This window comes from Pseudomonas sp. KCJK8993 (assembly GCF_046230915.1).
Classification (GTDB): Bacteria; Pseudomonadota; Gammaproteobacteria; order Pseudomonadales; family Pseudomonadaceae; genus Aquipseudomonas; species Aquipseudomonas piscis.
Window position 1 is genome coordinate 1 of sequence record NZ_JBJJLO010000029.1, and the last position, 13,897, is coordinate 13,897.

The window sequence follows — 13,897 nt, forward strand, 5'->3', positions numbered from 1 at the left end:
GCCGGGCGGGCAAGGGGCGGGTGATCATCGAGGGTTTCATCGACTTCGACTACGAAATCACCCTGCTGACCGTGCGCCATGCCGGTGGCACCACCTTCTGCGCACCCGTGGGCCATCGCCAGGAGAAGGGCGACTACCAGGAATCCTGGCAGCCCCAGGCCATGAGTCCGAAGGCCCTGGCCGAGTCCGAGCGGGTCGCCAAGGCGGTGACCGAGGCCCTGGGCGGGCGTGGCTTGTTCGGTGTGGAACTGTTCATCAAGGGCGACCAGGTGTGGTTCAGCGAAGTCTCGCCACGGCCCCACGATACTGGCCTGGTGACCCTGATCTCCCAGGACCTGTCGCAGTTCGCCCTGCATGCGCGGGCGATCCTCGGCCTGCCGATCCCGTTGGTTCGCCAGTTCGGTCCTTCGGCCTCGGCGGTGATCCTGGTGGAGGGCAAGTCCACCCAGACCGCCTTCGCCAACCTGGGGGCGGCCTTGAGCGAGCCGGATACCGCGCTGCGCCTGTTCGGCAAGCCGGAAGTCAACGGCCAGCGGCGCATGGGCGTGGCTCTGGCCCGTGATGAGTCCATCGAGGCCGCCCGCGCCAAGGCGACCCGCGCCTCCCAGGCAGTCGTTGTGGAACTGTAAAAGAACATCGCGGGCAAGTCGGATCGCCGCCCGCTCGCTCCTACAGGTCGGTGCAACCTGTGTAGGAGCGAGGCTTGCCCGCGATGACGTCCTGTCAGGCGACCCGATTCAGGTCGTTGTTACGCGTTTCCTTCAGGCACAACACCGCGATCAGGCTCAGGATCGCCGCCCCCGAGACATATCCACCGACCCAGCTCAAGCCGCCCATCGCCACCAGTTTCTGGGCGAAGAACGGGGCCGCCGAGGCGCCGACGATTCCTCCCAGGTTGTAAGCCGCCGAAGCGCCGGTGTAGCGCACGTGGGTGGGAAACAGTTCCGGCAGCAGGGCGCCCATGGGCGCGAAGGTCACCCCCATCAAGAACAGCTCGATGCACAGGAACAGTGCCACCCCGGCGGTGGAGCCCTGGGTCAGTAGCGGTTCCATGGTGAAGCCCGAGAGAATCGCCAGGATGCCGCCGACGACCAGCACGGGCTTGCGCCCGAAGCGATCGCTGGCCCAGGCCGCCAGGGGCGTGGCGGCAGCCATGAACAAGACGGCGAAGCACAGCAGGCCAAGGAAGGTCTCCCGGCTGTAGCCCAGGGTCGATACGCCGTAGCTCAGGGAAAATACCGTGGAGATGTAGAACAGCGCGTAGCACACCACCATGGCGGCGGCGCCCAGCAGCACCGGCAGCCAGTATTGGCTGAAGAGCTCGATCAGCGGCAGCTTCACCCGTTCGTGGCGGGCCACGGCGTTGGCGAAGATCGGGGTCTCATGCAGCTTCAGGCGTACATACAGCCCGACCATGACCAGCGCCGCGCTGAGCAGGAACGGAATGCGCCAGCCCCAGGCCCGGAACTGCTGGTCGTCCAGGCCCATGGCCAGGCAGAGAAACAGGCCGTTGGCGGCGAGAAAACCGATGGAGGGCCCCAGTTGCGGGAACATGCCGAACCAGGCGCGCTTGCCTGGCGGAGCGTTCTCGGTGGCCAGCAGTGCCGCGCCGCCCCATTCGCCACCCAGGCCCAGGCCCTGGCCGAAGCGCAGCAGGCACAGCAGGATCGGGGCCCAGGCGCCGATGCTGTCGTAGCCTGGCAGCACGCCGATCAGGGTGGTGCAGATGCCCATCAGCAGCAGCGAGGCCACCAGGGTCGACTTGCGCCCGATCCGGTCGCCGAAGTGGCCGAATAGCGCCGAGCCCAGGGGGCGGGCCAGGAACGCGATGCCGAAGGTCAGGAATGCCGAGAGCATCTGGGCCGTGCCGGAGCTCTGGGGAAAGAACACCGGGCCGATCACCAGGGCGGCGGCGGTGGCGTAGACATAGAAATCGTAGAACTCAATGGCGGTGCCGATGAAGCTGGCCGTGGCCACCCGGCTGGCGGAGTTACCGGGGTGGTCGGTGGCGCCGGTGCTGTAGGTCGTGCTGGTCGTCATACGGTTATCCCTGACAGTCATTGCTCCAGTGGAGCGAATTATTATGGTCGAGCACCCAGGGATGTGGGCTTGGTGCGGGCGTGGCTCGGGATGGGAGCGACGTCGAACGGACGCGGTGGTTGCGGGCAGGATCTCGCGGAGTGCGGGTAGCACGCGAGGCTGCGGGGGCTTGGGTAAGCCAGGGGATTATAGAAAGGCTGCTAACGATCCAACAAGGAGTTGTCGCGGGTGTTTCCGGCTGGATAGGCCTGACCTGAAGGCGGGTTCGATGGCGTTTGGTGCAGTGTTCAGCGGATGGAGGGAACGCTGCTGGTGTGCCAGATCAGTACCCGGCTGACACGGTTTTCCTCGGTCTCGAGGATTTCCAGGCGGTAGCGGCCGATCTTCAAGCACACGGCGCTGTCGGGGATGGTTTCCAGGGCTTCGGTGACCAGGCCGTTGAGGGTCTTGGGGCCGTCGCTGGGCAGGTGCCAGCCCAGGCTCTTGTTCAGTTCGCGGATCGAGGCCGCGCCTTCCACCACGTAGCGACCGTCGGCCTGGGGGTGGATGTGCGGGTTGTCGAGGCTGTGCTCGCTTTCGAATTCGCCGACGATTTCTTCCAGGATGTCTTCCAGGGTGACGATGCCCTGCACCTCGCCGTACTCGTCCACCACCATGCCCAGGCGTCGTTGCTGCTTGTGGAAATTGAGCAACTGCAATTGCAGTGGGGTGCTTTCGGGAACGAAATAGGGTTCGTGGCAGGCCGCTAGCAGCGCTTCCTTGGTCAGGCTGGCGTCGGGCAGCAAGTGGCGGATCTGGCGGGTATTGAGCACCGCCTCGACCTGGTTGATATCGCTGTGGAACACCGGCAGGCGGGTACGTCGGTTCAGGCGTAGCTGGGCGATGATCTGCTCGATCGGCTCGTCCAGGTTGATGCCGTCGACTTCGCTGCGGGGCACCAGGATGTCGTTGACGGTGATGTTGTCCAGGGCGTGGATGCCAGGCAGTGCGTGCTGTTCCTGAGGAACTGGCTCGTCGTCCAGCAAGGCGGGGTCGTCATCGCTGTGCTTGACCGCGCTGGCCTTGCTGGCGAAGGGGCGCAGCAGCAGTTGGCCGATGGCGTCGAGTAGCCAGGCCAGGGGGTAGACGAGCTTCATGGGGACCGCCAGCAGGCCGTTGCCGAAGCTCAAGGTGCCCTGCGGGTAGCGCGTGGCCACGGCTCGCGGCAGATATTCGGCCAATACCAGCAGGCCGCAGGTGCTGGCCAGGCAGGCCAGCCACGGACCGTTCTCTGCCCAGTAAAACAGGGCCAGCACGGTGCTGATGATGACTGCCAGTACCCGGCACAGGGTGTTGCAGAGGATCAGGCTTTCCTTGGGAAAGGCTAGTCGGGCTGCGGCTTTGTCACCTGAGCGCGAGCTGCTGCGCAGGGCCAGCAGGTGCAATTGGGCGGCATCGATGGCGGTGAACAGTCCCGACCAGACGATCAGCAGGGCGATTACCGCGAGCATCGGGCCGGTGGGCAGGGAGTCGGTCATGGCCGGTGGTCAGATGTGCAGGATGTATTCGCGGACCAGCTTGCTGCCGAAATACGCCAGCATCAGCAGGCAGAACCCCGCCAGGGTCCAGCGGATCGCCTTGTGCCCACGCCAGCCCAGGCGATTGCGGCCCCACAACAGCACGCTGAACACCACCCAGGCCAGGCAGGCCAGCAGGGTCTTGTGCGCCAAATGCTGGGCGAACAGGTTCTCGACGAACAGCCAGCCGGAGATCAGCGACAGCGAAAGCAGGGTCCAGCCGGCCCAGAGAAAGCCGAACAGCAGGCTTTCCATGGTCTGCAGGGGCGGGAAGTTCCTGATCAGCCCGGAAGGGTGCTTGTTCTTCAGTTGATGGTCCTGGACCAGTAGCAACAAGGCCTGGAACACCGCGATGGTGAACATGCCGTAGGCCAGGATCGACAGCAGGATGTGGGCCAGGATCCCCGGTTCTTCGTCGATCACCGGTACGGTGCCGGTCGGGGCGAACTGGGCCAGCAGCGTGGTCAGGGCGCCCAGGGGAAACAACAGGACCAGCAGGTTTTCCACGGGGATGCGCCAGCAGGCCAGCAGGGTCAGGCCGATGACCGCCGCGGCGATCAGGCTGGCGGCACTGAAGAAGTCCAGGCCCAGGCCGACCGGGGTCAGCAGGTGGGTCATCAGGCTGGCGCCGTGGGCCAGCAGGGCCAGGATGCCGAGCGTAACCAGCAGGCGCTTGTTCGCCTTGGCGCCTTTGGCCAGGCGGGAACCTTGGTAGAGGGTCGCAGCGGCGTAAAGAATGGCGGCGGCGAGGGTGGGGAGCAAACTGGGTGACAAGGGGAGCATAAGTCCTGTTAGGCAAGCCCGAAAGTCGCTGAGTTTGGCATAGAACCCACAGCCCTGAAAGACCAGGCAAGCAGACGGCGAGGTGTGCGCCACGCACAGTCTTCGCTATAATCCGCCGCCTGCCCACGCCGCGGGCTCATCGAGCACTTGTTTGTCATGCTCTGGGCCGCCATTACCCCGGTCTACCCTGGGCCTGAAAGGATCGAGCATGTTTGAAAACCTAACCGAACGTCTCTCGCAGACGCTGCGCCATGTCACCGGCAAGGCCAAGCTGACCGAGGACAACATCAAAGACACCCTGCGCGAAGTGCGCATGGCGTTGCTCGAGGCCGACGTCGCCCTGCCGGTGGTCAAGGATTTCGTCAACTCGGTGAAGGAACGTGCGGTCGGCACCGAGGTGTCGCGCAGCCTGACTCCGGGCCAGGCCTTCGTGAAGATCGTCCAGGCCGAGCTGGAAAGCCTGATGGGCGCGGCCAACGAAGACCTGAACCTCAGCGCGGTGCCACCGGCGGTGGTGCTGATGGCCGGCCTGCAGGGCGCGGGCAAGACCACCACTGCCGGCAAGCTGGCGCGCTTCCTTAAGGAACGCAAGAAAAAGAGCGTGATGGTGGTGTCGGCGGACGTCTACCGTCCTGCGGCGATCAAGCAGTTGGAAACCCTGGCCAACGATATCGGCGTGACCTTCTTCCCGTCGGACCTGAGCCAGAAGCCGGTGGCCATCGCCGAAGCGGCTATAAAGGAAGCCAAACTCAAGTTCATCGACGTGGTGATCGTCGACACCGCTGGTCGCCTGCACGTCGACAGCGAGATGATGGACGAGATCCAGGCGCTGCACGCCGCGATCAAGCCGGTGGAGACCCTGTTCGTGGTCGACGCCATGACCGGCCAGGACGCGGCCAATACCGCCAAGGCCTTCGGCGATGCGCTGCCGCTGACCGGCGTGATCCTGACCAAGGTCGACGGTGATGCCCGTGGCGGTGCCGCGCTGTCGGTGCGGGCCATTACCGGCAAGCCGATCAAGTTCATCGGCATGGGCGAGAAGACCGAGGCCCTGGACCCTTTCCATCCCGAGCGTATCGCTTCGCGGATCCTGGGCATGGGCGACGTGCTCAGCCTGATCGAGCAGGCCGAGCAGACCCTCGACAAGGAAAAGGCCGACAAGCTGGCCAAGAAGCTGAAGAAGGGCAAGGGCTTCGACCTCGAGGACTTCCGCGACCAGCTGCAACAGATGAAGAACATGGGCGGCCTGGGCGGCCTGATGGACAAGTTGCCGAACATCGGTGGGGTCAACCTGTCCCAGATGGGCAACGCCCAGAACGCTGCGGAAAAGCAGTTCAAGCAGATGGAAGCCATCATCAACTCCATGACCCCGGCCGAGCGTCGCGATCCCGAGATGATCAGCGGCTCGCGCAAGCGCCGGATCGCCATGGGTTCCGGCACCCAGGTGCAGGACATCGGTCGCTTGATCAAGCAGCACAAGCAGATGCAGAAAATGATGAAGAAGTTCTCCGCCAAGGGTGGGATGGCCAAGATGATGCGCGGCATGGGCGGCATGCTGCCCGGCGGCGGCATGCCGAAGATCTGAGAATCCGCGCCGGCAACCATGCCGGCGCTTTTTCCACGGGGACGTGGAAGTCGGGACGGGTCTCCGATCGGGGCCTGTCCTCCCCGCTGCCGCTTAAGGCGGCTCCATGGCGAATCTGGATGGCAGCCGACGGGCGCCGGAAAAAGTCATTTGCAAAAGTCCGGATATTCCTTAGAATATGCGGCCTTTCGGGCACCCATGCCCGCTGTGCATTTAGATTTGCAGCACCGACTACAGGAACGATGTTCACATGCTAACAATCCGTCTTGCCCTTGGCGGCTCCAAAAAGCGCCCGTTTTACCACCTGACCGTAACCGATAGCCGTAACCCACGTGACGGTTCGCACAAAGAACAAGTTGGCTTCTTCAACCCGGTTGCCCGTGGTCAAGAAGTTCGCCTGTCCGTGAACCAAGAGCGCGTAGCCTACTGGTTGAGCGTGGGTGCACAGCCATCTGAGCGCGTTGCTCAGCTGCTGAAGGAATCGGCCAAGGCCGCAGCCTGAACCCTATGAACGCGACGCCAGCCCCTGCTGATGATTTGATCGTCGTCGGCAAAATTTATTCTGTTCATGGCGTTCGCGGCGAAGTGAAGGTCTTTTCCTTTACGGATCCGATTAAAAACCTGTTGAAGTACAAAGCCTGGACGCTCAAGCGCGAAGGCAGCGTGAAACAGGTAGAGCTGGTCAGTGGACGCGGGAACGACAAGTTCCTGGTCGCCAAGCTCAAGGGTCTTGATGATCGTGAGGAAGCTCGTCTTCTGGCCGGTTACGAGATCTGCGTGCAGCGCAACCTGTTCCCTGAACTGACCGACGGCGAGTACTACTGGTACCAGCTGCAAGGTCTCAAGGTCATCGACACCCTCGGGCAACTGCTCGGGCAGATCGATCACCTGCTGGAGACTGGCTCGAACGATGTAATGGTGGTCAAGCCTTGCGCTGGCAGCCTGGATGATCGCGAACGCTTGTTGCCCTATACCGAGCAATGCGTGTTGGCCATCGACCTGGTCGCGGGCGAGATGAAGGTGGATTGGGACGCGGATTTCTAAGCGTGGCTAACTTGCGCGTAGAAGTGATCACTCTGTTTCCCGAGATGTTTTCCGCCATCAGCGAGTACGGCATAACCAGCCGCGCGGTGAAACAGGGGTTGTTGCAACTCACTTGTTGGAATCCGCGAGACTACACCACGGATCGACATCACACTGTGGACGATCGCCCGTTTGGCGGTGGTCCGGGCATGGTGATGAAGATCAAGCCCCTGGAAGATGCGCTGGTTCAGGCCAGGAATGCAGCCGGGGAGGGTGCGAAGGTGATCTACCTGTCGCCCCAGGGCCGTCAACTGAAGCAGTCGGCGGTACGCGAGTTGGCCAATGAGGATGCATTGATCCTGATTGCTGGTCGTTATGAAGGCATCGACGAGCGTTTCATCGACGCTCATGTAGATGAAGAGTGGTCGATTGGCGACTATGTACTGTCCGGTGGCGAGCTGCCGGCGATGGTCCTGATCGATGCGGTTACACGGCTGCTGCCCGGAGCTTTGGGGCATGTGGACTCCGCGGAGGAAGACTCCTTCACGGATGGTCTGCTGGATTGCCCGCACTACACCCGACCTGAGGTGTATGCGGATCAGCGTGTTCCCGACGTGTTGCTAAGTGGCAATCATGCACATATCCGACGTTGGCGTTTGCAGCAGTCCCTTGGTAGGACCTACGAACGACGCGTCGATCTTCTGGAAAGTCGCTCACTTTCTGGAGAAGAGAAGAAGCTGCTCGAGGAATATCTCCGCGAGCGGGACGATAGTTAACAACGTATCGATGGTAGATCCGACGATTTACCTTAGGAGCACAGCATGACCAACAAAATCATCCTTGCACTCGAAGCAGAGCAGATGAGCAAAGAGATCCCAGCCTTTGCCCCGGGCGACACCGTAGTCGTTCAGGTGAAAGTGAAGGAAGGCGATCGTTCCCGTCTGCAGGCGTTCGAAGGCGTAGTTATCGCCAAGCGCAACCGCGGTGTGAACAGCGCGTTCACCGTACGTAAAATCTCCAACGGCGTTGGCGTAGAGCGTACTTTCCAGACCTACAGCCCGCAGATCGACAGCATGGCTGTCAAGCGTCGCGGCGACGTGCGTAAAGCCAAGCTGTACTACCTGCGCGACCTGTCGGGTAAAGCAGCTCGCATCAAGGAAAAACTGGCCTGAGTCCAGCTTCCGATGCAGAAAAAAGCAGCCTACGGGCTGCTTTTTTGTTGCCCGTCATTTATTCCTTATCAGTGTTCCAGGCAGTAGATCCATGTCCCCTCGCGAGCAAGAAATCCAGCGCCGTACCGAGCTTTCGGTAACCCGCGTGACCAAGGCTGTATTCCCTTCCACCACCAACCATCACAACACCCTGTTCGGCGGCACCGCCCTGGCCTGGATGGATGAAGTCTCGTTCATCGCGGCCACGCGTTTTTGCCGGCTGCCGCTGGTGACGGTGTCCACCGACCGTATCGACTTCAATCACCCGATCGCTGCCGGGTCGATCGTCGAACTGGTCGGGCGGGTGGTGAAGGTGGGCAATACCAGCCTCAAGGTCGAAGTGGAGGTCTTCGTCGAGAGCATGAGTTGCGACGGTCGCGAAAAGGCCATCCATGGCCTGTTCAGCTTCGTCGCCATCGATGACGACAAGCGCCCGGTTCCGGTATTGCCCGGGTTCGCGGCCTGACGCTCAAGGCGTCTGTGGCTGCACCAGCGCCAGCAAGGTCCAGCCTGGCGCCGGCTTGAGGCTGCTGTCCGGGGTCAGGACATGGACCCAGCCGCCGGTGTCGCGGGCGAACAGCAAGGTCGCGCGGTCGCCATGCAGCGCCTGGTAGTCGTCCCAGGCGAAGGCCTCCGTCAGGTGGGTGCTGTAGAGCTCCGCGCCCTGGCCCAGCAGGCTGGCGAGCTTGGTGTAGGTCAGGGCCTCGCTGCCCAGCAACTGCCCGCGGTGCTCATGGCTGGCGCGGTGCTTGTCGGTCCGCCGGCTTTCCTGGCTGTTGGCCAGGGCGTACAGGCGCTGGTGGCCGAAGTCATGGCGAAAACGCATGGCGGCCAGGGTGTTCAGCTCGCCTGAGGGCGACAGCGCCAGCAGGTGCCCCAGGCCCACCAGGTCCAGGTGCGCGTCGGCATGTTGCGAGGCCGGGTTGCCGAAGTAGGTGGGCAGGCCTTCCATGCGTGCCGCGCGGATGTTCTCCCAGCTGGAATCGGTCAGCAGCACGCGGCTGCCCAGCTGCTGCAAGGCTTTGCCAATGATCCGCGCCGGACCGTTGGCGCCGACGATCAGGAAGCCGCTGGGCGCCGGTTCGGCCACTTTCAGCAGGCGGGCCAAGGGCCGGGCGGTGGCGCTTTGCAGGACCACGGTGCCGATGATCACGGCGAAGGTCAGGGGCACCAGCAGCAGGGCGCCTTCATGGCCAGCCTGGTCCAGGCGGATGGCGAAGATCGCCGAGACCGCCGCCGCGACAATCCCCCGGGGAGCGATCCAGGCCAGCAGGGCGCGTTCGCGCCAGTTCAGGCTCGAGCCGGTGGTGGACAGCAGCACGTTCAGCGGCCGGGCCACCAACTGGATCACCAGCAGCAGGATCAGCACCAGCGGGCCCAGGGCGATCAATGCCTTGAGGTCCAGGCGCGCGGCGAGCAGGATGAACAGCCCGGAAATCAGCAGCACGCTGAGGTTTTCCTTGAAGTGCAGGATATGGCGCACATCCACGTCCTTCATGTTGGCCAGCCACATGCCCATCAAGGTCACCGCCAGCAGCCCGGACTCGTGCATCACCTGGTTGGAGGCGATGAAGATGCCCAGCACTCCGGCCAGGGTCGCCAGGTTGTGCAGGTACTCCGGCAGCCATTGGCGGCGCATGATGCTGCCCAGGATCCAGCCGCCGGCGATACCGAACAGGCTGCCGCACAGGATCACGCCGCCGAAGGTCATCAAGCTGTGGCTCAGGCCTGCGCCCTCGGCACTGGCGATGATGAAGCTATAGACCACCACCGCCAGCAGCGCGCCGATGGGGTCGATGACGATGCCTTCCCAGCGCAGGATGTTGGCGATCGAGGCCTTGGGCCGCACGACCCGCAGCATCGGCACGATCACCGTCGGCCCGGTAACCAGGGTCAGGGTGCCGAACAGCAGCGCCAGCATCCAGTCGAAGCCCAGCAGCCAGTGGGTGGCCAGGGTAATCACCGCCCAGGTGGACAGGGCGCCGAGGGTTACCAGGCGATGCACCACGCTGCCGATTTCGCGCCACTCCGAAAGGTGCAGGGTCAGGCTGCCTTCGAACAGGATCAACGCCACCGCCAGGGACACCAGCGGCATCAGCAGCGGGCCGAACAGCTCCTGGGGATCGAGCCACCCCAGCACCGGTCCGGCGAGAATGCCGCTGAGCAGCAAGAACAGGATGGCCGGCAGCTTCAGGCGCCAGGCCAGCCACTGGCAGCCCAGGGCTGCCGCGCCGATGCCACCGAAGGCCAGCAGGATCTGTTGTTCAGTCATGGGATTGCCCTGTTCCTTGAAATGGCTGGCTATGAAAGACTAGCGACCCTGCGCGCAGTTCACTATTTTTTTCCGCCGCCTCGCCAGCCATGCCGTTCGAGTCTTTATGCCTGCCATCGACCACCCCCTCATCGACCGTTTCCTCGACGCCTTGTGGCTGGAAAAAGGCCTCTCCGACAACACCCGGGGCGCTTATCGCAGCGACCTGGCGCTGTTCAACGGCTGGTTGCAGGAGCAGGGGGTGGAGTTGCCGCGGGCCGGGCGCGAACTGATCCTCGATCACCTGGCCTGGCGTGTGGAGCAGGCCTACAAGCCGCGTTCCACTGCACGCTTTCTTTCCGGGCTGCGGGGGTTCTATCGCTACTTGCTGCGCGAGAAGCTGATCGAGGTGGACCCGACCCTGCAAGTCGACATGCCGCAACTGGGCCGCCCGCTGCCCAAGTCGCTGTCGGAAGCGGATGTCGAGGCGCTGTTGGCGGCGCCGGACCTGGGCGAAGCCATCGGCCAGCGCGACCGCGCCATGCTGGAAGTCCTCTACGCTTGCGGCTTGCGGGTCACCGAGCTGGTGAGCCTGACCCTGGAACAGGTCAACCTGCGCCAGGGCGTGCTGCGGGTGATGGGCAAGGGCAGCAAGGAACGCCTGGTGCCCATGGGCGAGGAGGCCATCGCCTGGGTCGAGCGCTACCTGCGCGATGCCCGGGCCGAGCTGCTTGGCGGGCGCCCCAGCGATGTGCTGTTTCCCAGCCTGCGGGGCGAGCAGATGACCCGGCAGACCTTCTGGCACCGTATCAAGCACCAGGCCAGGGTCGCCGGCATCGGCAAGGCCCTGTCGCCCCACACCCTGCGCCACGCCTTCGCCACCCACCTGCTCAATCATGGTGCCGACCTGCGGGTGGTGCAGATGCTGCTGGGCCACAGCGACCTGTCCACCACCCAGATCTATACCCATGTGGCCCGCGCCCGCCTGCAGGATCTGCACGCCAGGCATCATCCGCGAGGCTGAGCGACCTGGCGGTGGCGCTTTGCGTCGCCCGTAGTCGGTGCAGGCAAACAGATGTGTTAGGCTTTGCCGGTTCGCAAAACGGCTGTTGCGAGCCGTCGCCACCGCGACCGCTCCCATTTGCCTATTTGCCCGCCTTCAGGAGTTCCCATGCGCTTGACCCAGATTATTGCCGCCGCTTCCCTGGCGTTGCTCAGCACTTTCGTCATGGCCGATGACAGTGCCGAGAAAGCTATTCGCAAAAGCCTCGAGACCTTGCAGCTCGAGGTTCCGGTAGAGAGCATCAGCGCCAGTCCGCTGGCCGGCCTGTACGAAGTCAAGCTCAAGGGCAGCCGCGTGCTTTACGCCAGCGCCGACGGCCAGTTCGTGGTCCAGGGCTACCTGTTCCAGCTCAAGGACGGCAAGCCGGTCAACCTCACGGAAAAAACCGAGCGCCTGGGGATTTCCAAGTTGATCAACGGTATTCCAGTCGCGGAAACTGTGGTCTATCCGGCGATCGGCGAGACCAAGACCCACATCACCGTGTTCACCGATACCACCTGCCCGTACTGCCACAAGCTGCACGCCGAGATCCCGGCGCTGAACAAGGCTGGCGTCGAAGTGCGCTACGTGGCCTTCCCACGCCAGGGCCTGGGCTCGCCGGGCGATGAGCAGCTGCAGGCGGTCTGGTGCTCGGCGGACAAGAAGGCGGCCATGGACCAGATGGTCGACGGCAAGGAAATCAAGGCGGCCAAGTGCGCCAACCCGGTTTCCAAGCAGTTCGCCCTGGGCCAGTCGATCGGCGTCAACGGCACTCCAGCCATCGTCCTGGCCGACGGCCAGGTCATTCCGGGCTATCAGCCTGCACCGCAGATCGCCAAACTGGCGCTGGGTGCGAAATAATCCTGCATCGTCACGCTAGCCTTTGACGATCATGCCCCGGCGGTTGCTGCCACCGGGTCATCTAATAGAGAGCCGCGCTGTTTGCGGCTGATTTCCACGGCCGGCCTTCGAGTCGGCCGTTTTATGGGGAGTTCAGAGTGAATCCGGTCAAAGTAGGCATCTGTGGGCTGGGTACCGTCGGTGGCGGTACCTTCAACGTACTTCAGCGTAACGCCGAGGAGATTGCCCGTCGTGCCGGGCGTGGAATCGAAGTAGCGCAGATTGCTACCCGTACGCCCAAGCCTCAGTTCCAAACGACCGGTATTGCGATTACCAACGATGTGTTCGCCGTGGCCACCAACCCCGAGATCGATATCGTCATCGAGCTGGTGGGCGGCTACACCGTGGCCCGCGAGCTGGTGCTCAAGGCCATCGAGAATGGCAAGCATGTGGTCACCGCCAACAAGGCGCTGATCGCCGTCCACGGCAACGAGATCTTCGCCAGGGCCCGGGAGAAGGGCGTGATCGTCGCCTTCGAAGCGGCGGTGGCGGGTGGCATCCCGGTGATCAAGGCGATCCGCGAAGGCCTGTCGGCCAACCGCATCAACTGGCTGGCCGGGATCATCAACGGCACTGGCAACTTCATCCTTTCGGAGATGCGCGAGAAGGGCCGGACCTTCGAAGACGTGCTGGCCGAGGCCCAGGCCCTGGGTTACGCCGAGGCCGACCCGACCTTCGACGTGGAAGGCATCGACGCCGCGCACAAGCTGACCATCCTGGCGTCCATCGCCTTCGGCATCCCGCTGCAGTTCGACAAGGCCTACACCGAGGGCATCACCAAGCTGACCACCGCCGACGTGAACTACGCCGAGGCCCTGGGCTATCGCATCAAGCACCTGGGCGTGGCCCGGCGCACCGAGGCCGGCATCGAGCTGCGGGTCCACCCGACGCTGATCCCGGCCGATCGCCTGATCGCCAACGTCAACGGCGTGATGAACGCAGTCATGGTCAACGGCGATGCCGCCGGCTCGACCCTGTTCTATGGCGCCGGCGCCGGCATGGAGCCTACCGCTTCCTCGGTGGTGGCCGACCTGGTGGACGTGGTCCGCGCCATGACCAGCGATCCGGAGAACCGCGTGCCGCACCTGGCCTTCCAGCCGGATTCGCTGTCCGACCATCCGATCCTGCCGATCGAAGCCTGCGAGAGCGCCTATTACCTGCGCATCCAGGCCAAGGACCATCCGGGCGTACTGGCCCAGGTGGCGAGCATCCTTTCCGAGCGCGGGATCAACATCGAGTCGATCATGCAGAAGGAAGTCGAGGAACAGGACGGCCTGGTGCCGATGATCCTGCTGACCCACCGGGTCCTGGAGCAGCACATCAACGATGCGATCACCGCGCTGGAGGCCCTGCAGGGCGTCGTCGGCCCGGTGGTGCGTGTCCGCGTCGAACATCTCAATTAATGCAGTGGCAAGCGGCAAGTAGCCAGCGACAAGTCAGAAGCGGATCTGCTTTGACTTGTCGCTTGTAGCTTGCAATTTGCAGCTCAAACCGAAGGTTTGCTCT

At 63.5% G+C, this 13,897-nt stretch carries 14 protein-coding genes; 10 read left to right on the forward strand and 4 right to left on the reverse strand.

Annotated features, from left to right (window positions below; all coding sequences use genetic code 11):
* Positions 1-629: ATP-grasp domain-containing protein (locus tag ACK6AU_RS11995; protein ID WP_409299461.1), on the forward strand; the 629-nt coding region annotated here is incomplete at its 5' end.
* A 94-nt stretch (positions 630-723) separates the two neighbouring features.
* Here the strand turns inward: ACK6AU_RS11995 and ACK6AU_RS12000 are convergent.
* The 3 genes from ACK6AU_RS12000 to ACK6AU_RS12010 form a co-directional block, all read right to left on the reverse strand.
* Positions 724-2,040 carry an MFS transporter gene (locus ACK6AU_RS12000; protein ID WP_409299462.1) on the reverse strand — a complete coding sequence of 439 codons (1,317 nt, stop codon included), beginning with the start codon at positions 2,038-2,040 and terminating at the stop codon, positions 724-726.
* A 287-nt stretch (positions 2,041-2,327) separates the two neighbouring features.
* On the reverse strand, positions 2,328-3,557 hold the full coding sequence (locus tag ACK6AU_RS12005) for an HlyC/CorC family transporter (RefSeq protein WP_185700003.1): 1,230 nt from the start codon (positions 3,555-3,557) through the stop codon (positions 2,328-2,330).
* 9 nt (positions 3,558-3,566) lie between these two features.
* A complete protein-coding gene (locus ACK6AU_RS12010; RefSeq protein WP_409299463.1) occupies positions 3,567-4,379 on the reverse strand; it encodes an inner membrane protein YpjD in 813 nt (270 codons plus the stop codon).
* A 208-nt stretch (positions 4,380-4,587) separates the two neighbouring features.
* Here ACK6AU_RS12010 and ffh point away from each other — a divergent pair, with 208 nt between their 5' ends.
* The 6 genes from ffh (at position 4,588) to ACK6AU_RS12040 (ending at position 8,664) form a co-directional block, all read left to right on the forward strand.
* Positions 4,588-5,964, forward strand: a complete 1,377-nt coding sequence (gene ffh / locus ACK6AU_RS12015; protein WP_185700005.1) for a signal recognition particle protein — start codon at positions 4,588-4,590, stop codon at positions 5,962-5,964.
* A gap of 250 nt (positions 5,965-6,214) precedes the next feature.
* Positions 6,215-6,466: a 30S ribosomal protein S16 gene (rpsP, locus tag ACK6AU_RS12020; protein WP_003198088.1), complete on the forward strand. Its 252-nt coding sequence runs from the start codon at positions 6,215-6,217 to the stop codon at positions 6,464-6,466.
* 5 nt (positions 6,467-6,471) lie between these two features.
* Positions 6,472-7,008, forward strand: a complete 537-nt coding sequence (rimM, locus tag ACK6AU_RS12025; RefSeq protein ID WP_409299464.1) for a ribosome maturation factor RimM — start codon at positions 6,472-6,474, stop codon at positions 7,006-7,008.
* Between the two features lie 2 nt (positions 7,009-7,010).
* The gene (gene trmD / locus ACK6AU_RS12030; protein WP_185700007.1) at positions 7,011-7,763 is read left to right on the forward strand and encodes a tRNA (guanosine(37)-N1)-methyltransferase TrmD; all 753 of its coding nucleotides are present in this window, start codon (positions 7,011-7,013) and stop codon (positions 7,761-7,763) included.
* A gap of 45 nt (positions 7,764-7,808) precedes the next feature.
* A complete protein-coding gene (gene rplS, locus ACK6AU_RS12035; RefSeq protein WP_053134351.1) occupies positions 7,809-8,159 on the forward strand; it encodes a 50S ribosomal protein L19 in 351 nt (116 codons plus the stop codon).
* 91 nt (positions 8,160-8,250) lie between these two features.
* Entirely contained in the window at positions 8,251-8,664 is a 414-nt protein-coding gene (locus tag ACK6AU_RS12040; protein WP_022642499.1) for an acyl-CoA thioesterase, read from the forward strand.
* Between the two features lie 3 nt (positions 8,665-8,667).
* On the opposite strand, the gene ACK6AU_RS12045 is transcribed toward ACK6AU_RS12040, so the two are convergent.
* On the reverse strand, positions 8,668-10,470 hold the full coding sequence (locus tag ACK6AU_RS12045) for a sodium:proton antiporter (protein ID WP_185700008.1): 1,803 nt from the start codon (positions 10,468-10,470) through the stop codon (positions 8,668-8,670).
* 106 nt (positions 10,471-10,576) lie between these two features.
* Here ACK6AU_RS12045 and xerD point away from each other — a divergent pair, with 106 nt between their 5' ends.
* From xerD to ACK6AU_RS12060, 3 genes are all read left to right on the forward strand, one after another.
* The gene (gene xerD, locus ACK6AU_RS12050) at positions 10,577-11,473 is read left to right on the forward strand and encodes a site-specific tyrosine recombinase XerD (protein WP_185700009.1); all 897 of its coding nucleotides are present in this window, start codon (positions 10,577-10,579) and stop codon (positions 11,471-11,473) included.
* A 147-nt stretch (positions 11,474-11,620) separates the two neighbouring features.
* Complete coding sequence (locus tag ACK6AU_RS12055) at positions 11,621-12,352, forward strand: thioredoxin fold domain-containing protein (protein ID WP_185700010.1); 732 nt, start codon at positions 11,621-11,623, stop codon at positions 12,350-12,352.
* 137 nt (positions 12,353-12,489) lie between these two features.
* Positions 12,490-13,794 carry a homoserine dehydrogenase gene (locus tag ACK6AU_RS12060; RefSeq protein WP_185700011.1) on the forward strand — a complete coding sequence of 435 codons (1,305 nt, stop codon included), beginning with the start codon at positions 12,490-12,492 and terminating at the stop codon, positions 13,792-13,794.
* Positions 13,795-13,897 lie beyond the last annotated feature (103 nt).